This window comes from Microbulbifer variabilis, from assembly GCF_052467165.1.
In genome coordinates this window covers 307,333-329,172 of sequence record NZ_CP174301.1, presented here as the reverse complement: position 1 = coordinate 329,172, position 21,840 = coordinate 307,333, and the positions used below count along the sequence as shown (strand labels likewise).

Here is a 21,840-nt window from a genome sequence, read left to right as displayed (position 1 = left end):
TTTATCGCATTGAATCGAATGGAACAACCGTGACCCCTGATAAGAACTTTTTGCGCTCCGGATGTCCGATAGTGAGCGGACTGGATGTATTTGGTGACAAATGGACCTTGGTAATACTCAGGGACTTGATTTGTGGAAAAGAGACTTATACCGAACTCGCTAATTCACCAGAGAAGATTCCAACAAACCGGCTGGCCGAAAGGCTTAGAATGCTGGAGTCGGAAAAAATTATTGAAAAATCCTTGTACCAGGAAAAACCCAAGCGTTACAAATATCTGCTAACAGAGAAAGGCCGAGATATTTTGCCGATCCTCCAGGAAATTGCCCGATGGGGCAATAAATATATTGAAGATACCTGGGTTCCACCTAAATGGTTTATGCAAAAAGAAAGGTAATTTAAAGCAAAGTAGAAGTTGTTCAGCTGTTAGACTGATTATCAGTCATCCAGAGCAAGAATTAGCTTTGTCACAAAAGGTAAATACCACAAGATCATATACGGTATACAGCGCAAATAAAGCAACCAGGAGCCGCATTGTGAATATGAACATAATCAACCTTTGCACTACTGAACATTTTTTTTAGCCCAGCTTCCAAGTCAACCCCCTGGCATACCTCTGCCGTCACCATTAAATCATTACAACAGTATGCCCTTAAAGAGAGTAGTCGGTGCTTCAACATCTCTGGAATTTCATTAACATTCAATGTTGTCGGTTTTGCACCCTCCCTAATAAAAACCGGACCTGAGGCACAGTAAAAGCCTCGTTAATTGAAATGTACGAATGGTATACAAAGTATTCGTTCACCAACCTCAGCATCTAGCAGTGAGATCCTCAGGGATAACCAGGGCTGGCATCTGCGAATTTCCAATCCATATTTTTAAATTTTAGATGAGGTTCTGAGCAGTTATATAAGTGATGTAAATTCGCTGGATCAAGACCTTTAATTTGAAAATTCACGCTAATTTTTCCCTAACTGATAATTAGGCCAATAAGCATAGTTTCCAAACAAGCCTTCGGCAGGCCAATTTCGGAAGTGCAATAGGTACCAATATGGTTTTACAGGTAACCTTAAAATAGGATTATCCTTGAATGCTTCATTAGAAATGGCGACATCTATGTATAAAAAACAGCAAGCCAAACTGTAGCTTCTTCTGAAGAGGTCTCCAATACCCGATGCTTTCTCCCCGCTGTAATCTCGACAAAATCACCAGCCTCCAAGCGCACCTTCTCACCGCAATTAAATTCAATCATTCCATACCCTGATAAAACGATTACCCACTCGTTCTGCTCCTGATTATACCAACCCTGTTCAGGGGAGGATTGCCCATAAGATACGATTCTCTCAATACGCATATCCCCTGATTTAACAATGTCTGTAAAGTGCTCCACAGATGTATCTGCAGGTAAGTGAGCGAATATATTTTTCATCCAGGCCAACTCATTATTGATTAGTCGAGGATACATAAGGTAGCTACTTGTTCAAAATTATTCTTTCCAACCAGAGAAATACTCCACCAAGTAGTCAATCGCCATTCTTGCGCGTAGTGGCAAGAAGCGACGATTCTGGTAGACAATCCAGCTACTGGCTCCCCGGCTCCAGAAAGGTTTAAGAATTGGCTTTAACAAACCTTCCTCAACAACTTCACTAAAACTGCCCTTAGGCATATAGGCAATACCTAACCCCTGTTTACAGGCTTCTACAACGGTATGGGCATTATTACTTCTCCAGCGCCCCTTAACCTTCACAACCTCTTGTCCTCCATTTACTTCAAACATCCATTGATCATTATTTGTCACAATACAGCTATGTACTTTCAGTTGACCAGGGCGCTCGGGAATGCCGTTTCGTCTTAAATATTCTTTGCTGGCAACTGCCATCATCTGCCGGTCTGCAAGCTTTCGAGCTACCAAACCGGAATCTTCCAGGCGACCATAGCGAATGGCAAAGTCGATACCATCTTCAACAAAATTAACCATCCGACTATTGAAATCCATATCAATATTTAATTCTGGATGCTCTACACCAAATTCCATCAGGGCCGGGGCGACATATTGCTCGGCAAAGAGGCCAGCACAGCTCACCCTGAGGGTTCCACTGAGCTGGAACTGCTGCTGGCTTACCTGTTCATTCGCCTGTTGCAATCCAGTCACCAGTTCCTTACAGCGCTGGTAATAGACTGCTCCAGCCTGGGTAAGGCTGACCAGGCGTGTGGTGCGGGCCAGAAGGGCGCAGCCCAAACGTTCTTCCAAACGTGAGACCTGCCGACTGACATGGCTGGTGCTACACCCCAACTGCTTCGCTGCCGCAGAGAAACCCTGGCTTTCCGCCACAGCTACAAACTCGACCAGGCCGTCAAAATTTTCCATATTTCAAACTTCTATTATTGCCATATAGCAAAGGTATTTAACCGAATAGATATATTATCAGCAGATTAAGGACAATCTACAATCCCTCCCCACTGAATGCTTACCAATAGAGGAAACAGACATGAAGAAAGTACTTATCCCGGTTACCAATCACGCCACCCTGGGTGAAACCGATCAAGCCAACGGCACCTACTCACCCGAACTGACCCATGCCGTTCATGTATTTAAGGAGAATGGCATCGACTACGATATTGCCTCAATCAAAGGCGGCAAGGCTCCTATTTACGGTACGGATATTGAGGGCGATGAGGTAAACCAGAAGATGCTGGACGATGAGGATTTCCAGAACCGTATCAACAATACCATCCCCGTAGATCAGCTGAATATTGACGACTACGATGCAGTATTTTATCCAGGGGGATTCGGCTTGCTCTCCGATCTGGCAACTAATGAAGAATTCGCCAAACTGAGTGCTGAGCACTATGAAAAGGGCGGCATCCTGGCGGCAGTCTGCCATGGTCCAGCTGGCTTCCTGCCCATCACCCTAAGCAACGGGGAAAAGCTTTTGGCCAGCAAATCGGTAACGGCTTTTACCCGCGAAGAAGAGATTGACTTCGGTACTATTAACGATATTCCCTTCCTGCTAGAAGAGTCTCTCGTTAGAACTTCGGCCCGGTTTAACAAAGTCCAGCCCTGGCAGGAGTTTGTTATTGAGGACGGACGTGTAATCAGCGGCCAAAACCCAGCTAGCGCACACGGCGTAGGCTTGGCCATTGCCAAGCAACTTGCCAGCTAATAGGGCTGCGGGCCGGCCCAAGTACCGGCCCACAACCTTGAGTAGAGGTTCCAAAAGTGCAAAATGCAATTTTTTATCCGTCCTTAATGCTCCTGGCAGGTGTCGGTATACCGGTAATGGCAACACTGAACAGTGGTCTCGGTGTTAAGCTCGGTAGCTCAGCCCTGGCAACGACACTACTGTTTTTTGTTGGATTGGTAATCTCCTCAGTTTACCTCTTTAAAACGGAAGGGATCCCAGGCGAGATTTTTCACAAAGGCATTTCCTGGTATTTCTACCTCGGCGGGATTTTAGTCGCATTTTATATATTGAGTGTCACTTGGGTGTCCCCAAGATATGGAGTGGGCAATGCAGTATCTTTCGTTCTTCTTGGACAGCTGCTCGCTATTAGTGTTATCGATCACTTCGGATTACTTGGGGCGCAGCAATCCAGCCTGGACACAAAGCGCCTAATTGGACTGGCCATGATGGTTATTGGTGTTTTGCTAGTAGTTAAACGCACTTCGTGACCTTTTAAGCACAATTTAAACCTTTGGAGTAGAAGCAATGGCTAATTTATACGTTATGGCGCGAGTCACAGCCCAGCCGGATAAGGCATCCCCGGTATTAAAACTGCTAACAGAACTGGCAAAGGAATCTGAAAATGAATCCGGCTGCCTATATTATAAAATACTGCCCGCCACGGATCAGAGTAATATATTTACGACTCTTGAACTGTGGGAGTCTGCGGAAGCTGAGCAGCAGCATTGGAACACAGACCATTTGAAAAATATACTATCCCAGCTAGCCCCACTTTTAGCAGAAGAAGCAAGAATTGAAAAATACACTGAATTATAAAATATAAATTAAGTTAACTGATTATGGAGTTTTCACTCAATAGGTAAAAGCAAGTCCACAGCATCTGATTAACTGTGGACTTGCTGGGCTTTTAAAGGTAGGCCTTTATGAATTGGAAAAGGGTAATAATGAAGCGGCTATCAAACTAGTTGTTTCCAGAACTTCTTCCTAAAAGTTCAGCCCAACTAACACGCTCTGCTCGGTAAATTGTGGTATCAACAACCTCCACCTCCCAAGCAGTCTCAGGTATATCTCCTGATGTCACTTCTATCAAGTGCGCATTGCGATCACCACCTGTACTTGCACTTCCTGGGCCCCCAGCACATATTAAGATATTTCCACCTATAAGCTCATCGACATCTCCAAGAGATGCAGTATATTTAGGCGCAACAAATTCCCAGGTTTGCTCCGCAGACATAGTTTCCGTATCTAATCGAAATTTAACTGCGCGGCTGTTGTAAATATCTCCACTTAATTCAGACTCATTTCTATTGTCATAGACTAATATTTCTCCATCGCCAGTCTTCATTGCAGCATGCTGGGAAGCCATCCAGCTTCCATTATCAAGGGCGAACAACTTCTCTGATAGCTCTTTAGAAACTACTGAGTCCCTCCCCATAATCCAGTTAATTTCACCACTCTTATGGTCGATACTGACCACCCAACTTTGGGAACGGCTGGAGAGAAGAATAGAATCATCTTCAGCGATATAATGCAGTGCATTAGAGTGAGTCCAATCCAGAGCCCCATTGGATAACACTCTTGCGGCCAGATCGCCTGGGAAACGGCCTGTATCCAGGTGATCAAAAGCAGACCACTCCCATACAATGTTACCCTGGGTATCGAGCTCTATAATTGCGTCTCCCTGTAATAAAGTTCCATTGATTGTTTCGGTTTCATTGCTCAATAGCAGTATGTGACCATTTTCTAGTAATAGAGCATCATGATGGTAAGGGGGCAGCTCAATAGAGGATAGGGTTTCCCCTGTAAATGAAATAGTGCGCGCCTCACCACTCAATAACAACAGTAGGCGTCCATCATGCAGATTTCTCGCTATCTTGGTACCTGTTGCAGGCAAATCACCATGTAAGTACCAGACAAGCTCGCCCTCTTCATCAAATCCCCAGAAAGTACTACCAGTATTGCCTGATGGCGCGAAAATGGTAAGCCCCCCTTCACCCTGCTCATTTTTTGCAAGAAGATTTACCTCAGGTACTCCAGTGGGTTGAGGGCCCGTCTTAAACTCCACAGCCTCACTCAATACTTTTTCACCAGACTCAAATACAGCTACTGCTGTGAATTGATAAGTCGTATCAGATCGCAAACCGAGCACTACTCGGTTATGATCAGTCCCGAAATCAGTATAAGCCGTACGCCTTCTTTCTGTATCAGCAGAGTTGAATCTGATGGCCACTCTCGCATTAGACGCTGTGACCACACTGGCATTAACCATCAGACTATTATCAGGATGAGGGCTCAGTATTAACTCCACTGCCCCCAGAGTTGTTTCATCCGCCTGACTCACCTCTGCCCTGGAAAACCCGCTAAGGAATATATAAAATAATAAAAAAAATTTCAGTAACACATTCTTCTTATACATGTTCTACTCCGTTTATTTATGGAAACCCAACTATTCAACGGAACCCAAGGGATTTGGTTTACATAAAATTAATTTTTTACTCTTCCATAAGCAAATACCACATTCATAGCAATATCTATTCGAACATTTTCATAAAAACAGGAAAAAGTTTAATACCACCCCCCAAAAAACAAATAACATACGTAAATCAGTTTTTAATATCGGCAAACAAAACTTTAAGCCAGCATAAATCTTCTGGGCCCAGGTGTGCTTTTTACGCCAGCTTTTATTAGAATAAATATCTTTATATTAATGAAAAATTGCTTTCTCAGTTAATCCTCTCCAGTGCTTGCCATCCAATTCTGGAATTGATCCACTAGCCAGATTAGGGTCATTCAACGGATCATGTTGTTCTTGCGTAGTTCTTAAGGCCAATTCCAATTCCTGTAAAATTGGATTGACAACCTTGAGAGTACTAGCCTCAGAAAATTTTATGGCAACGTCTTTCTCTGCTTTTGCTATGGCTCTCTTAGATTGAGCTTCATCAATTTTCTCACCGACTGGACGCAATCCAAATTTGTTGACTATCCCACCTACACCGGGAACCAGTACTTTCGCTGCCAATCCAGCACCAACAATAGGATTGAAAACCGCCGCCACACCACCAATGAGCAACATTCCCAAAGTCATTTTTCTATCTAAAGTGTCAATATCATCGGCGAGCTTGGCTTAAGGATTTCTGTGCTTTTCTTTATGCTCAAGTGAAAATTCCACGGCAGACTCCACCATGAATTTACGCAGGCTGCCTTCATAATATTCATTGGAGAAGTGAAAATACGCCGCTTAGGCAGGTCATTAACCTCTGGGGTTTCTTTGGGCAGACACCGCATAGTATGCAAGGTAAAACCTACCTCTGAAAGTTCAAAAGGAATTACAAAGTAGTGTTTTTCATCAAAGATCTGAGCAGTTTTATTATTCCTCTCGGAAGAGGCAAAAACAGGCAGCTATTCAATCAAACCCTGAACAACCTTAACACCGGAAGTAAAGCCCTCAGGAATTCACGAAGATAAATCATCCAGTATATTCTTGCTCTTATTTAGATACTTTTTCATAATTATTCTACTCCCCCCTTTTTACTACATCACGTCTCCATCTCTACCAGTTATCCGGAGAATATTTTTCTATTCCATGAACTTAAGTTTTCATAAAACTCCTTTCGCTCAATCTTTTCTGTCAAAGGATAATCGGTAGACAAAATAGGGGCACCGAGTAGTCCGAAATGGTATCAGCTTTATTAGTTCAAACGCTGACCAACAAGCTTGGCACTAACAAAGAAGTCCCTTATTCCATTTTGGTGTGATTGGCCCAAGATGGCGACCTTAACATCCTCTTGACCTGTAGTGGCAAATACCACTGCTAACCCATCCCGCAGTAAATGCCGAATATAACGGCAATCTGCACTGGGGAATCACTCACTGTTGTCTTATCCCGCTTAACTGGGAGCCTGTCTCTCGCCCTGGGATTAGTAACAGTAGTTCGCAACTGCGGTTGTTTGCACAGCCCACGGGCAATTGAGAGGTGTGTAATGCATAACCGACCTTCGCTGCAAAATCATCGAACTATACATACACAACGGAAAACACCCCTACAAAAAGTGCAGGGATCTCTACGTAAAAACTCTTCATTCGCCGCCGCACTGGTGGTTGTAGGATCGGCAATATTAGCTCCCTTGGCCTATGCCGTAGATTACTCCAATCCCCACGCCCGCCAAGGCTCGAGATACGTCTCTCACCAGGGACATGGAGGGCACTATGGCGGGCATTCCAGGTACAGCAGGGATTACAGATACAGAAGGGATTACAGGGGACACTCGAGATACAGCAGGAATCAAAGGGGATATTCAAGATACGGCCGATACCAAAGGGCACAACCACGATACGGCCGATACCAAAGGGCACAACCACGATACGGCCGATACCAAAGGGCACAACCACGATATGGCCAGCATATGTGGTTCAAAGCCCATGTGCAGGGTACGCCACGCATTGTGATCGACCTTAGTGACCAGATAGCCTACTTCTATAAAGGTGGGCGCCTTGCCGGTATGTCTCCTGTCTCTACCGGCAAACCCGGCCATCGCACTCCCACAGGCAACTTCCGTATTTCTGAGAAGAAATATAGTCATCGCTCAAACTTATACGGTCACTATATCAGTGCCCGCGGCCAAGTACTGCGCAGCAATGTGGATGTACGCCGCCATCGCAAACCCGCCGGGTCTCGCTTCCGCGGCGCATCAATGGATTACATGATGCGGATTAACGGCCCGGTCACCATGCACGCCGGTTATGTACCCGGTTACCCGGCCTCCCATGGATGCATCCGTATCCCCTGGCATATGGCGAAGATTTTCTATCGCCACGCTAGAGTTGGAACAAAGGTATCCGTCGTACCTTAGGCAAAATTGGGGCGCTATAAAAAGGCGGACTTAACAGTTCGCCTTTTTCTTTTATTGGGAAACTTTTGCCCCCTTCCGCCTTGAAACTTCCATGCGGGTGAAATAATCATGAGCAGCTCGATTAACATGTCGCGCCAGCAACAGTGTAGATACCATGGTAGGTACGGCCATCACAGCGTACATGCCAATAATAATACTGTTAACTGCACTCAAGGACGCCACCGCCCCCAACACAATCAGCACCATATAGAGCCCGGTATAAAGCCCCTGCCAGCGACTGCCAAAAAGAAACACATAGCACTTCATACCGTAGTACCAGCAGGTAACGATTGTACTAAAGGCCAAGGGAAACACCATAAACAGCAACAGAATGGGCCCCAACTGGCCAAACACCTGAGAAAATGCCTGTGCGGTCAGAGTCACACCAGCCACACCCTCACCTTGCTGCCAAGCCCCGGTAAGTAATATTACCAGGGCGGTACAGGTGCAGATCAGCAGGGTATCCACAATAGGCCCCAACATAGCAACCACGCCTTCGCGCACCGGCTCGCAGGTTTTTGCCGCACCGTGCGCCAATGATTCGGTACCGATACCCGCCTCATTAGAGAAAGCCCCTCGGCTTACGCCGATCGTGATCACTGTACCAAGAGCACCACCGGCAATCGCTTGGCCACTAAACGCATCACTAAAAATAAGGGCAAATGCCGCTGGAACCTGCTCCCAAAAATTTCCGATCACAATCAGGGTCAAGGTGAAATAAAACAGTACCATCCCTGGCACAATTCTCTCGGAAAATTTGCCAATACGCTGGATTCGCCCGGCAATCACGTACGCTGAGGCAATAGCGATTAATAAGCCAATAATAAAATCAAACAACAGAGAACCACCCGGTGCTACCCAGCCCAGCGGTTCGGCGAAAGACTCTCGCAATAATTGAGTAGTCTGGTTGGACTGAAATACCGGCAACATGCCGCACAATCCGGCCACAGCAAATAAAACAGCCAGTGGCATCCAGCGTTTACCAAGACCTTCACGGATGACATACATGGGACCACCCTGCAACTCCCCATTCGTATCACTGCCACGAAACATCACGGCGAGGGTCGCGGTATAAAATTTTGTAGCCACCCCCACCAAAGCGGTAACCCACATCCAAAAAATGGCCCCCGGCCCACCGGCGGTAATGGCAATGGCCACACCGGCAATATTGCCCAGCCCCAGAGTACCGGAAAGTGCTGTAGATAGTGCCTGGCTATGATTTACCTGGCCTGGATCATTTGGGTCATCATAGCGACCACTTAACAGCCCGATACTGTGCCCCAAATGACGATAGGGTCGGCCGCGAGAATAAAGCAGTAATGCCAATCCGCCACCAACTAGCAAGACAAGCAGCGGTGGCCCCCAGACAAAATCGGCAAAGATCTTTAGAGCTTGTTCGATTACATTAAAAAAGGACATAGGAGATTGTAATTTTCTGTGAGACAGAGCCAGTCTAGGTAGACAGGCACCAAACTGTCAAAATCCAGGGGCTCCCCCAGAGTTTCTGGCCAATCCATTCAGATAGACTAACACCAATAAAAAAGCCCCTGAATAAGGGGCTTATTAGCGGAAAAAGGGATTTAATTTAAGCTGTAGTACCAGCCCGTAATTCAGTTTCCGATTCTACAGTTTCCCGCACAAAAAATACTGATACCGCACCGAGCAGCATACTCACCCCGGCCAAAACAATAATGTAAATCGCCTGGTTGTCGAACACCGACTTCAAGATCAGCCCCGCCACCAAAGCAGAAATTATCTGGGGTGCAGCAATTGTGAAATTAAAGATTCCCATATACACACCGGTTTTATCTGCCGGCAGGGTGTCGGATAAGATCGCGTAGGGCATTGCCAAAATTGCCGCCCAGGCAATACCGACACCAATCATTGGCAGTAACAAACCCAGTGCACCGCTGGGCACAGAGACCTGGGTGATCAGCAGATTCACCTCGGTCGGCTCGCCACCCTGAAACAGCAAGAACCCAATATAACCCAACCCTCCCAGCGCTAAAGATAGTGAGTAAGTCAGTCTGCGCCCCAGCAGTTGAGCCACCCTCGCCAACACAATCGAAAACAACGCAGCAAACAGCGAATAGGCAGCGAAGATAATACCCACCCAGTCACCCGCCGCACCCTTAGCTGCGGCGATATACGTGGGAATTTCACTTACAGTTTCAAGGTAAGCGGGATCAAACCACTTGGCTTCCACTCCCCAAACATGCTGGGTAATCGCTGGGGTTGTGTATACCCACATAATAAACAGGGCGAACCATGAGAAGAATTGCACCAGGGCCAACTGGCGCATAGTGCGGGGCATACTCAGCATCAAACGGAAAAAGCCACCCAAACGCTGTAAAAGTGTCCCTTTCTGTTCCCGCTCTTTTTGCAACTGCTCCGCATCAAGGCCTTTATAAGCATTGTACTGCTCCGGTGGGTATTCCTTGGTACGCACAACTGTCCAAAGCACACTACCCAATAATACTGTTGCACCTATATAAAAAGCCCAGATCACCGAAGGGGCCACTTCGCCGGCACGGGCAGTATTTTCCAGGCCGATAACATTGGTGAGGATAAATGGAAGCATAGAGCCAAAAATGGCACCGATATTAATCAGTAGGGATTGGATGGAATATCCCAAGGTGCGCTGCTCTGAGGGCACCATATCTGCCACCAGTGCGCGGAAAGGCTGCATGGTGACATTGAAGGCGGCATCCATCAGTGCCAGCATTACACCGCCGAACAAAATTGGCGCCACCAGAGCTACGACAATTCCAGCATTGGGCATAAACGCCATACCCAGAGCTGCGGCAATAGCACCAAACAGGATATACGGATTGCGGCGCCCAAAACGGCTCCAGGTACGGTCCGAAGCAGAGCCCACGATAGGCTGCACAATAAGCCCCATCAGCGGAGCCACTATCCAGAAAAGTGACAGCGAGTGTAAATCCGCTCCCAAATCAGACAAGATCCGGCTGGCATTCGCATTTTGCAGGGAGAAGCCAAACTGCACTCCCAGGAATCCGAGGCTGACATTCCATACCTGCCAGAAGGGCAGGCTCGGCTGTTGGGCCCGGGGCGCGGCGGCGCCGTTTACTGATTGGGTCATTGGGATCACCGCATCTCTATTTATGCTTATTTTGCCATTCTGTCACGCCAACCTCAGGTCTCCATCCTCCCCACAGGGGGAGGATGCAAGCACTAAATAGTGCCTTAGCATAGGCTTGGGTCCCCTGTGCCCGCACAGGTCCTGCAGCCACAAATAGTCAAATAATCAACTGAAGTTCCGCGCGATGATCCCAAATCTGCCCCTTCTGCGTCTAATTGCCCTTGCCAGCACCCTCTGCTTGAGCGTACTCGCTGTAGCCGGTGAATCAAGAAGTTACCTGGCACATCAGCAAAGCAAAGACTCACTTACCATACAATTAAATGATGGCGAGGTCTCCCTTACACCGGTCGGCCCTTCGGCACTCTCCCTGCACTACCACAGCGAAGGTATCAAACAGCTGCCTTCTTTTGCTATTGACGACAAGCCGGAAAGTTCGTTCAAGGCCCAGTTGCGGGACGGAGAGGACAAGCTCATCTACCAAACTGGCTCCCTTACAGCAATTATCCACAAGTCTCCCTTCCGAATTGAGTACTTTCGCGGTAAAGAGCCAATCCTAAGTGAAGAAAGCGGCTTCTTTGCCACCGAGACAATGCGCGGATTCCGCTTTGCACTGTCGCCAGAGGAAAAACTACTGGGCGGTGGAGAGCGGGTTATGGGGATGGACCGTCGCGGTCAACGCCTGCCCCTGTATAACCGTGCCCATTACGGGTACACCACCGAATCCAACCAGATGTATTTTTCCCTGCCTGCAGTACTGTCCAGCAACAAATACATTCTGCTGTTCGACAACTCTGCCACCGGCACCCTGGATCTGGGCGCAAACGAAGAAGATATCCTGCAATTTGAAGCCGTAGCCGGGCGCACCGCTTACATCGTGGTAGCCGGTGAGACTTATCCACAGTTGCTGGAAAATTATGTATCCACCACCGGCAAACAGCCCCTGCCACCCCGTTGGGCCCTGGGTAACTTCGCCTCCCGCTTTGGCTATCACAGCGAAGCCGAAGTCCGCGCAACCGTGGATAAGTTTGCCGAAGAAGATTTCCCCCTGGACGCCCTGGTGTTGGATCTCTACTGGTTTGGCCCGGATATCAAAGGCCATATGGGCAACCTGGCCTGGGACAAGGAAGCCTTTCCCGAACCAGAAAAGATGATGGCCGACCTTAAAAAACGCGGCATCAATACCATTCTGGTGACCGAGCCTTTTGTCCTCTCCACCTCCGAGCGCTGGCAGGAAGCCGTGGCGAATAATGCCCTGGCCAAAAACCTGGCCGGAGAGCCCAAGCGTTTTGATTTCTACTTCGGCAATACCGGCTTGATTGATGTCTTCTCCGAAGATGGCCGCGACTGGTTCTGGAATATTTACGACGGGTTATTGGAACAGGGCGTAGCCGGCTGGTGGGGCGACCTGGGTGAACCGGAAGTTCACCCCTCCGATACCGTTCACGCAATCGGTATGGCCGATGAAATCCACAACGCCTTCGGCCACGCCTGGGCACAATTACTACACGAACGCCAAACGGCAAAACACCCTGAACGCCGCCCCTTTATTATGATGCGCGCCGGTTTTGCCGGCTCCCAGCGCTACGGCATGATCCCCTGGACCGGCGACGTTGCTCGGGAATGGGGTGGCTTACAGCCCCAGGTGGAATTGGCTCTGAGTATGGGCTTGCTGGGCTTTGGCTACACCCATTCAGACCTGGGTGGCTTTGCCGGTGGTGAGAAATTTGACCGTGAACTCTACATCCGCTGGTTACAGTACGGCGTATTCCAACCGGTTTACCGCCCGCACGCCCAGGAGCATATTGCTTCCGAGCCAGTTTTCCACGACCGCCGCACCCGCGACATCCTGCGCGAATATGTAAAACTGCGCTATCGCCTGCTGCCCTACAACTACACCCTCGCCTTCGAAAACAGCCAGACCGGCATACCGTTGATGCGCCCGCTGTTTTTCGAAAACGAAAGTGATCTGTCCCTACTGGACTACAAGGATGCTTACTTGTGGGGTCAGGATTTCCTCGTTGCCCCAGTCGTGGAAGAAGATGTGGATGAGGTCGCGGTAAAACTGCCCGGCGGCACCTGGTTCGATTACTGGACTGATGAACAATATTCTGGCGATCAGGCCCTGGTAGAAGTGAACCTGAAAACTATTCCTGTACTGGTGCGGGCCGGCGCCATTATTCCCACCATTGACGGTATTCACAGCAGTCGTGATTACTCCAGTAAAAACCTGACCTTGGATTACTACGCGCACCCATCAGCAGCAAAATCTGAGCGCTATGTTTATGAGGATGATGGTGCTACCGCGCAAGCTTTTGAAAAAGGCAAATACGAGAAGCTGCATTTCTCAGCAGAAAACAAACAGCAGGGTTTATCCTTTTCCTTTAGGCGTGAAGGCGAGGGCTATACCGGTATGCCGGAGTCCCGCAAGGTCACTTTAAAGATTCACAACTGGCAACAAGTGCCCGTGCAGCTCAATATTACCGGCAAATCCCTGCCTATTTTCGACAGTGAAAAAGACCTTGCTCAGACACCCCGTGGGGCCTGGTACAACAGGCGCAAGCAGCAACTGCTGATTAAATTTGACTGGCATAAAGAACCGCTGGATTTAACGCTCAAAAATCAATAATTCAGCAAACCGCTGTTCACTGACTAAAAACTTTTAAAGTCATCAGGAAACAATGAAGAAGTTACATTCCCTGTTTATTGCCAAACTCATTTCGGCTTCATTACTAGGTGCTGCTCTATTCGGCGCTGCCAGCTGCAGCCAGGAGAGCGGCCCGGAAGAAATACAGCCCGCTGAAAAAGTTGCAGAGAAAAAAGCGGTTATCTACCAAGTGCTGCCGCGCTTATTTGGCAACACTAACAGCACCAACAAACCCTGGGGCACACTCGAAGAGAATGGTGTGGGTAAGTTCTCCGACTTTACCCCAAAAGCACTGAATGAAATCCACGCGCTGGGCGCCACCCATATCTGGTACACCGGTGCCCTGCACCACGCGCTCGTTGGCGACTATACGGAATACGGTATCAGTAACGATGATCCAGACGTGGTTAAAGGCCGCGCCGGCTCTCCCTATGCCATCAAGGATTACTACAGCGTAAACCCGGACCTGGCCAATAACCCAGCAGAGCGATTACAGGAATTCCGCGCACTGGTGGAACGCAGCCACGCGGCCGGTCTGAAAGTGATTATCGATATAGTGCCCAACCATGTAGCCCGCGCCTATCATTCTCTCGATAAACCCCAAGGCGTACAGGATTTTGGAGCTGGCGACAACACCCAGGTCACCTACGCCCGCAACAACAATTTCTACTATGTGGTGGGCGAAGACTTCCGCGTGCCCGTTGCAGAAGACAGTTATCAGCCACTCAATGGCGAAGTCAATGATCTTGTCGATGGGCAGTTTATAGAGAGTCCAGCGAAATGGACCGGTAATGGCGCGCGCAGTGCACAACCTGCCATGCACGACTGGTATGAAACGGTCAAAATTAATTTTGGCGTTCGCCCCGATGACAGCAAGAATTTTTCTGAGCTACCCCAGGAATATGCCGAGCGCGACTACCGGGCCCACGCCCAGTTTTGGGCAGACAAGAAAGTCCCGGACACCTGGGAAAAATTCCGCGATATCGCCCACTACTGGCTGGACTTTGGCGTGGATGGATTCCGCTATGATATGGCCGGTATGGTACCGGTAGAATTCTGGAGCTACCTGAATTCCTCCATCAAAATGCGCAACCCCAACACACTGTTACTTGCCGAAATCTATACTCCGGAGCGCTACCGGGACTATCTGCACCTGGGCAAAATGGATTACCTCTACGATAAAGTCGGCACCTACGACGCTATTCGCGCGGTCATGGAGAACAAGGGCAGTACAGATAAAATCGCAGAGGTGCAGGCAGGCCTGGTAGATATTTCCTCTCATATGTTGCGCTTTATGGAGAACCACGACGAGCAGCGTATTGCCAGCCCACAATTTTCTGGCAACCCAGAGGCAGGCAAACCTGCAATGCTGGTATCCGCCGCGCTCTCTCCAGCCCCTACCCTGGTTTACTTTGGCCAGGAGTTAGGAGAACCCGCCAACAAAGATGCCGGCTTCGGTAAAGCCAGCCGCACCACCATTTTCGACTACTGGTCAGTACCCAGTGTGCGCCGCTGGAATAATGAGGGCGCTTTTGACACTGCTCTGCTGACAAAAGAAGAAAAAGAATTGCGCAGCTTCTACCAGCGCCTGCTCAACTTCTCCAAGCAAAGCTCTGCCTTACGTGGTAACTATTTAGATTTGCATAACTACAATCGCAAGCAAAGTACTGGCTATGGGGAAAAGCAATTTTCCTTTGCCCGCTGGGACAAATGTGAAAAACTATTGGTAATAGCCAACTTCAGCAGTCGACATTCTGAATTTGATTTTGTTTTACCAGAAGGGTTACTTCGTAAATGGAATTTGAAAGATGGAGTGTATCAGGTTAAGGGCCAGATTTCTGATAGGACGATAAATCTCCTAATAAATAACAGGCTAGGGAAGATTCACTTTAAACTAAAGCCCTTTGAAAGTAACATATTCCACATTTCAAGTGCATCACCTCAAAATTCACCAACAAATATTTAGTGAAATTATATCGGGGAGTGGACACTCCCCAAAAATTCAGAATCGATAAAAATCATATTTCTGGCTATTTCTTTTCTGGAAATCATTCACATCCCCCATTTAAAACCAGATATACGCATCGAAAAACTGTGAAACAGTCAACAATTACTTAAAGAAATAAAAAATTATTTATTTTGCCTCCCATTACAAATAACATGCATCGATTCCAATAATATTAGCTAATAGAATACTAATAATTGAGACACTCGAACCAGTTACAGGGAAATCATGTTGATTATTGCTGCAGATACATGGAGGACAATGTGAGTATATATATTAATAAACCCTGGATTAAACTCATTAATCTGGCAACTATGTCTATAATATTGACCGCTTGTGGAGGAGGGTCATCCAACAGTAGCTCTAATAGTGAGCCCTCCTCAGGTCAAGGGGATGGAGCAAACAATACTCCTCCTGTAATCAATAGTTTATTACTATCACCTGAACAGGCATATAACGATACACCCCTCTCTATTCAGCTAGATGCAACCGACGAAGACGGTGACCAGCTGGAAGTCAGTTATATATGGAAAAATAACGAAGAAGTTATTGGTGAAGCAACCAATAGCAACCTTGAACCTGCCTACTTTAACCGCGGCGACAATATTCTTGTAGAAGCTTCTGTCACCGATGGCAAAGATACGGTAACGCAAACCGCATCTATTACTATTCAAAATAGAACACCGGTTATCGAGAACCTAAGTTTTATTAACTTGCCTGTTTTTACCCAGCCGGATCTAAAAGTTACTTCAACAGTCTCTGATGAGGATGGTGATCAGATAACCTCCACGTATCGGTGGTCAGTTAACCAAAAAGAAGTTATCGGTGTAACAACAGATACATTACCTTCGGACTACTTTTCAAAAGATGACCAAATAACAGTAACATTAATCGCCTCAGATGGCGATCTAGCTACCGAGCTATCTGCCAGCACTGAGGTACAAGATTCCCTGCCTGTACTGACTATTGTCAATATGCCGGAAACCGCACAATATGGTGCTGAAGCCACTTTTCAAATAGTAGCTGAAGATTTTGATAACGATCCATTCACGCTTGAATTTCAAGCACGCCCCAATGGTATGGAAATGGATGAAAGTGGTATGGTCAGTTGGACGCCAACTGGGCCTATGTTCGATACGGAGATGGATGTCACTTGGGAAATTCTACTGACCCAATCAGAATATTCACATAGTGAAAGCAGAACAATTAAAGTACTCGACCAGAATCGGCAATTTCCACTTGCAAGAGGCCATTCAAATATATTTTCTAAGATTCAATTATCAACTGTTGGAGATTTTGATGGAGATGGAGCACAAGAAGTATTGTCCACCAGTCAGAACAGCAGGCGACTTTCTATCTGGGGATATGACGGTTCTGATTTCGCAATTAACTGGGAATACCCTTTCTCGATAAGCAGCTATAATGATGGTCTTTCACCCGCATCAACTATTTCATCTGTTGCCTCTGCCGACTTCGATGGCAATGGCCTAGATGAAATATTGGTAGGGTTAAAATATTATAACTCCTTGGTAGGAGACCCGCCCCAATTAGGCCTGTATAAATTCAATGAAAATTTTAAGCCTGCGAAAATTTCAAGTGTTGATGGTTACGATATTCATGAAATCAAGGTTTACAATCTGGACAATGACCCAAATTTAGAGATCATTCTATTAGTCCAAACCACAACCTCCCCTTTTCCAGTACCTGACAGTTATCAGCGCAAAGAAAAACTAGTCATTCTGGACAGCACAGATTTTTCAATTAAATGGCAGTCAGAATCACTAGCCCTAGGGACTAATTTTACCATCGGTAATTTAGACCTTGATGATGAAATGGAAATCGTAACCGGTAATGGCTTTCTATTGGACCGTGATGGAAATAGTTATAAAACAGCTTGGCACTATGAGAATGGTTTTACTAGAGAATGGCGTAGTATAGAAACAGCAGATATAAATATGGATGGGGTAGAGGAAATTATTGGAATTCACCCGGACACCGGATATCTTACTGCGTACGACACTACAACGAAAAGCATAATCGCTGAGAATCCGGGTTCCATAGATTATTTTCGCATCATCCAATCTCCAGAGGAAACGTCTGCAAGGTTTGTGACGACATCAGGTTCGTTCCCAGTAGTATATTCCTTTAGCCCAGATACTCTCCAATTTACCAGCTTATTAACAGGAGAAAGAACAATACCTAATCAATTCTCCTCAAATGTGATGATTTTCAATATGGATGGAGATCCAGAACTGGAGTATCTTTATTACGATGGAAAGAATTTGGCAATTTTCTCAGAAAATCCAGGAGACTCTAAGCTCCAGTTAGAATGGAATTCAGATGAAAGAGCACCCAACTTCCGCAGCTACATGCTTCCTATAGAACAACATGAGTCTAATACTTCTGAGATCCACGCTTTAGTTCTTTCGAATTCCCTAGATGAACCCACATATGTATTTTCTTTAGACTCAAGCAACGGAAAAACCTCTTTGAGCCCAGAAATCTATCTTCCAAAAGGCGATGATTATGACACTCAATTAACACTTTTAGACTTACAGGATGACGGCATAAAAGAGCTAGTTTTCGTAAATAATGAAAGGCCTGGAATTTATGATTTCTTTTCAGAGTCAATAATATGGTCTGGAGAAGCCACAGGGTCAGATCCAAGGCACATGGTAGTAGGTAAACTTGGCAATAATACGGAAAGCAGCATCGTAGTCACGAATGAGGACTCATCTCTTCAAGCCTATAATGCAAACACTTATGAATTAATTTGGAGTAATACATCTGATGGTGGCAACCATCTAGAATTATTCAATATCAACAACAGTGGGAAGATGGGTATTGCTGTCTCAAACTACGACAAAATAAGTATTTTAACTGAAGAAAATAGCTACCAATCCCCAGTATTTCAATTCCAAATTAACGATACTCCAGATGAGTTTAGAGACCCAATATTTTCAGAAAATATTGACGACATATGGTTCAACCCTATAGAAACGGGGGATATAGATGGAGATTCAATTGATGAAATTATTGTCACGATGGGTTTAAGACCCGAATACAACCACCATTGGATGATGATATTAAATCAAGATTTAAGTGTGAGAAGTGTTGCTTACCTTCCGGATGTCGATCGGGTTAATGCAATACAGATACAGAACTACGGCTTATCACACAGAAACATTTTATTAGCTATAGCTAAATTCAATACAGTTTACATTGCGGAAATGGACCCCAAAACTGGAAAAACCATCAGCATATCACCCGAATTGGCATCCTCTCCGTGGAGGCACATGAATTTTACAGACACCAATAAAGATGGAATTTATGAATTAACATGGTTGTCGGGGGAGCTCACTATTAATGTAACTCGATAACCTAAACTATTCTTTTCTGTATATATAGACAATTTAAAGCAAGAAAAAATAAAGCAGGCCTAATGCAAGGCCTGCTTTATTTGTTCATCTATAGACCATCCACATTGTAAGTCATCGTTTGATCATTAATCCGCACCGTATAAATTCCTGTAACAGAGATGTAAATATCAGAACCATCCCGCTCAAGAATTTTGTCGGTATTGTTATCGCCGTAGTTTTCACTCCAGTCACCATTGACATCAAATTTAAAACGCTGCTGGGATTGACCATCGAAGTTAACCGAAATTTCCCAAAGGTTATCCGCCACTAACTGCATTGCCTCAGCTCCCCAATTATTTGGCGTTCCACGGAAATATAGGGAGGAAAAATTAGAGGCGTGGCCGCCACAATCCACACAGGTTAGGGAGTAACTGAGTGTTTTATCATTCACTTCAACAAGATAAGTACCAGCCACATTGGTATAAATATCATTGCTGCCCTGCTCCAGAAACCCATCGGCATTGTTATCCCCGTAATTTTCATCCCAGTTAGTACTTACATCAAACTTGAAACGCTGATTACTACTGCCATCAAAAACGACTGTTGTACGCCAGGTATTATCCGCTACCAAACTCATGGCCTGAGTGCCCCAGCTATTGGGCGTTCCCCGAAAATGCAGTGCAGTGAAGTTTTGTGCATAGCCTCCATTGGGATCAATCACTGTAATAGTCGCAGTGGCACTATCCGTCAGGTCATCGTTATCCGTTACCGTCACTGTTTCTGTATAGGTACCAGCACTGTCGAAACTCAGGGAAGTACTGGCGTTGCTGCCACCACTACTCCAGCTATAGGACACCACACTGCCATCAGTATCGCTAGAAGCGCTGGCATCCAGAGTGATACTTTGATTGATCGCAACGGTAACTGCTGAGGGAGAGACAACCGCTACCGGTGCCTGCTGGGAGGAAACTTCAGTAAGGGTATAGCTCAGGCTCTGATCATTGACTTCGATTCGATAATTACCACTTACAGAAGTATAAATATCTGCACCGGTCTTATCCAAAGTACCATCGGCACCATCATCGCCGTAATTTTCGGCCCAATCACCATAAATATCCAGTTTAAAGCGCTGGTCCGCCTGACCGTCAAAGTTCACTACCAACTGCCAGATATTATCGCCCACCTGTTCAAATGCTGTACTGCCCCAGTTATTGGCAGTACCGCGGAAGTACAGGCTAGGGAAGCCAGGTTCAGCGCAATCGTCACAAGGTGTTACTAACTGGCCACCATGAATTGCCGCAGCAGAGTTGGCAGCCACATTAAAGGTAGCATAGCCATTGCCATCCACAGTAATCACATCACCACTGCATTCATGATCGTCCGCCAACACATTGCAGTAATCCCCCGCGGGCATGCCGGTGTAGAGACTTTGGCTCAGGGAGCCCCCCTCATTATTGATCACCACAAAACCCTTGTTGCCGCGGCCAAAAGCAATCTGGTTATTGCCATTGTCCCACCAATTGTTCATGGCAGTACCGTTGGTATAGTTACGGAAACCTACCATATTGGCGATATTGCCCCAGCGGTGTTGACAGACCCAAGCGCCATTTTGACAATTATTCGGGCCATTGCTGGGAGGACCAATATCAGTATCGGTAAAGTCATACCCCGACATTACCTTAGGATAACCGTAGGGATGAGCCAACATAAAGACATTGGCCAGGTTGTATTTGGCCCCATCGTGATAAGTCAGATTACCACCACCACCATGACCTCGCTCGCGGTCGTGGTTATCGATAAAATGTACCGCATCGCCAGAAGGGAGCAGCCCCCAGCTTTCACCAATAGTGGCAAGATTTTTAATCTGACCATTGAAGTTACTGGCCACATCAGTGCCATATTTGAATTCGGTGACACTGCCTAAAAAAGTGTAATTGTAAGGCTGAATTTCCGAAGCTTCGCCGGCAGCGCCAATAACCTCAGAGAAGACCCAGGGGTTGTCCGCTTGATTCACAATGGCGTGTAAATCGCTTGGGGACATATGCTTGACCGCATCTATACGAAAACCATCAATTCCCATGCCTTTTAATTTACTCAAGTAAGCAGCCAGTTTTCCCTGTACATAGCTGGAACCGGTATCCAAATCCGGCAAGCCACTCAACCTACAGCTCCATACGTGATTGGCATCATTGTAGTTATTGATGGTGCAATCGGAGTGATAGTCGTTATAAGAAAACTCCGGATGGTCCAGCAAGGTCCACTGAGTGCCCCCCCAACCGGTACCACCGCCATTCCAGGCCGCCGTATGGTTAATTACCGCATCGGCGTAGACTTTCACACCTGCTGCATGGCAACGGTTGATCATGCTTTGCAGTTCCTGCTCAGTACCGCTGCGACTGGTTAAGTTGGTATAAGTCACGGGCTGATAGCGCGCCCACCAGGTGGATAGGCTGATATGCTCATTGGGCGGAGATATTTGCACCGCATCAAAACCCTTAGGCCCGAGAAAGTTCTCACACTCACTGGCGATATCATTCCAGCTCCACTCGAATAAATGTACAAAAGCGGTACCGGCATTAACATGGGCACTAGATAGTGTACCAAGCACAAGGCCCGTACTGGCCAGTAGCCTTTTTAGGGGAAATGGATTGTTCATT

Annotated in this window: 16 protein-coding genes and 1 pseudogene; 9 read left to right on the top strand and 8 right to left on the bottom strand. The window is 46.7% G+C overall.

All coding sequences use genetic code 11. The features are described from left to right. Window positions 1-29 precede the first annotated feature (29 nt). Window positions 30-395: a winged helix-turn-helix transcriptional regulator gene (locus ACJJIP_RS01480; RefSeq protein ID WP_282952333.1), complete on the top strand. Its 366-nt coding sequence runs from the start codon at window positions 30-32 to the stop codon at window positions 393-395. Window positions 396-489: 94 nt separating this feature from the next. On the opposite strand, the pseudogene ACJJIP_RS01475 reads toward ACJJIP_RS01480, so the two are convergent. From ACJJIP_RS01475 to ACJJIP_RS01465, 3 genes and pseudogenes are all read right to left on the bottom strand, one after another. Continuing rightward, window positions 490-741, bottom strand: a pseudogene (locus ACJJIP_RS01475) (DUF1203 domain-containing protein); the annotation flags it as partial. A gap of 371 nt (window positions 742-1,112) precedes the next feature. Next, complete coding sequence (locus ACJJIP_RS01470) at window positions 1,113-1,427, bottom strand: cupin domain-containing protein (protein WP_444946085.1); 315 nt, start codon at window positions 1,425-1,427, stop codon at window positions 1,113-1,115. 57 nt (window positions 1,428-1,484) lie between these two features. Next, window positions 1,485-2,366, bottom strand: a complete 882-nt coding sequence (locus ACJJIP_RS01465) for a LysR family transcriptional regulator (protein ID WP_020414395.1) — start codon at window positions 2,364-2,366, stop codon at window positions 1,485-1,487. Between the two features lie 121 nt (window positions 2,367-2,487). Between ACJJIP_RS01465 and ACJJIP_RS01460 the strand changes: the two genes are divergently transcribed. The 3 genes from ACJJIP_RS01460 to ACJJIP_RS01450 are packed head-to-tail and all read left to right on the top strand — an operon-like array spanning window position 2,488 to window position 3,999. Further along, window positions 2,488-3,162, top strand: coding sequence for a type 1 glutamine amidotransferase domain-containing protein (locus ACJJIP_RS01460; RefSeq protein ID WP_020414394.1), 675 nt, complete (start codon window positions 2,488-2,490; stop codon window positions 3,160-3,162). A gap of 56 nt (window positions 3,163-3,218) precedes the next feature. Continuing rightward, window positions 3,219-3,671, top strand: coding sequence for a DMT family transporter (locus ACJJIP_RS01455; RefSeq protein ID WP_020414393.1), 453 nt, complete (start codon window positions 3,219-3,221; stop codon window positions 3,669-3,671). Between the two features lie 37 nt (window positions 3,672-3,708). Beyond that, window positions 3,709-3,999: a putative quinol monooxygenase gene (locus tag ACJJIP_RS01450; RefSeq protein WP_282952332.1), complete on the top strand. Its 291-nt coding sequence runs from the start codon at window positions 3,709-3,711 to the stop codon at window positions 3,997-3,999. 145 nt (window positions 4,000-4,144) lie between these two features. Here the strand turns inward: ACJJIP_RS01450 and ACJJIP_RS01445 are convergent, their stop codons facing one another. Both ACJJIP_RS01445 and ACJJIP_RS01440 read right to left on the bottom strand, forming a co-directional pair. Continuing rightward, entirely contained in the window at window positions 4,145-5,599 is a 1,455-nt protein-coding gene (locus tag ACJJIP_RS01445) for an aryl-sulfate sulfotransferase (protein WP_444946084.1), read from the bottom strand. A 288-nt stretch (window positions 5,600-5,887) separates the two neighbouring features. Beyond that, complete coding sequence (locus tag ACJJIP_RS01440; RefSeq protein WP_353375590.1) at window positions 5,888-6,268, bottom strand: DUF1269 domain-containing protein; 381 nt, start codon at window positions 6,266-6,268, stop codon at window positions 5,888-5,890. Between the two features lie 1,121 nt (window positions 6,269-7,389). On the opposite strand from ACJJIP_RS01440, the gene ACJJIP_RS01435 reads away from it, so the two are divergent. After that, window positions 7,390-7,629 (top strand): hypothetical protein, encoded by a 240-nt coding sequence (locus ACJJIP_RS01435; RefSeq protein WP_444946083.1) that lies wholly within the window; start codon window positions 7,390-7,392, stop codon window positions 7,627-7,629. Beyond that, window positions 7,587-8,033 carry a L,D-transpeptidase family protein gene (locus tag ACJJIP_RS01430; RefSeq protein ID WP_169337133.1) on the top strand — a complete coding sequence of 149 codons (447 nt, stop codon included), beginning with the start codon at window positions 7,587-7,589 and terminating at the stop codon, window positions 8,031-8,033. The genes ACJJIP_RS01435 and ACJJIP_RS01430 overlap by 43 nt, the downstream gene beginning before the upstream one ends. Window positions 8,034-8,084: 51 nt before the next feature. Here the strand turns inward: ACJJIP_RS01430 and ACJJIP_RS01425 are convergent, their stop codons facing one another. After that, window positions 8,085-9,491 carry an alanine/glycine:cation symporter family protein gene (locus ACJJIP_RS01425; protein ID WP_020414386.1) on the bottom strand — a complete coding sequence of 469 codons (1,407 nt, stop codon included), beginning with the start codon at window positions 9,489-9,491 and terminating at the stop codon, window positions 8,085-8,087. Between the two features lie 166 nt (window positions 9,492-9,657). Further along, a complete protein-coding gene (locus ACJJIP_RS01420) occupies window positions 9,658-11,175 on the bottom strand; it encodes an MFS transporter (protein WP_020414385.1) in 1,518 nt (505 codons plus the stop codon). A gap of 184 nt (window positions 11,176-11,359) precedes the next feature. On the opposite strand from ACJJIP_RS01420, the gene ACJJIP_RS01415 reads away from it, so the two are divergent. The 3 genes from ACJJIP_RS01415 (at window position 11,360) to ACJJIP_RS01405 (ending at window position 19,204) form a co-directional block, all read left to right on the top strand. Next, on the top strand, window positions 11,360-13,801 hold the full coding sequence (locus ACJJIP_RS01415; RefSeq protein WP_444946082.1) for a glycoside hydrolase family 31 protein: 2,442 nt from the start codon (window positions 11,360-11,362) through the stop codon (window positions 13,799-13,801). Between the two features lie 52 nt (window positions 13,802-13,853). Beyond that, on the top strand, window positions 13,854-15,785 hold the full coding sequence (locus tag ACJJIP_RS01410; protein ID WP_444946081.1) for an alpha-amylase family protein: 1,932 nt from the start codon (window positions 13,854-13,856) through the stop codon (window positions 15,783-15,785). Between the two features lie 302 nt (window positions 15,786-16,087). After that, entirely contained in the window at window positions 16,088-19,204 is a 3,117-nt protein-coding gene (locus tag ACJJIP_RS01405) for an FG-GAP repeat domain-containing protein (protein ID WP_444946080.1), read from the top strand. Window positions 19,205-19,292: 88 nt separating this feature from the next. Here ACJJIP_RS01405 and ACJJIP_RS01400 read toward each other — a convergent pair whose 3' ends face one another. Next, window positions 19,293-21,839 (bottom strand): alpha amylase C-terminal domain-containing protein, encoded by a 2,547-nt coding sequence (locus ACJJIP_RS01400; RefSeq protein WP_444946079.1) that lies wholly within the window; start codon window positions 21,837-21,839, stop codon window positions 19,293-19,295. Window position 21,840 lies beyond the last annotated feature (1 nt).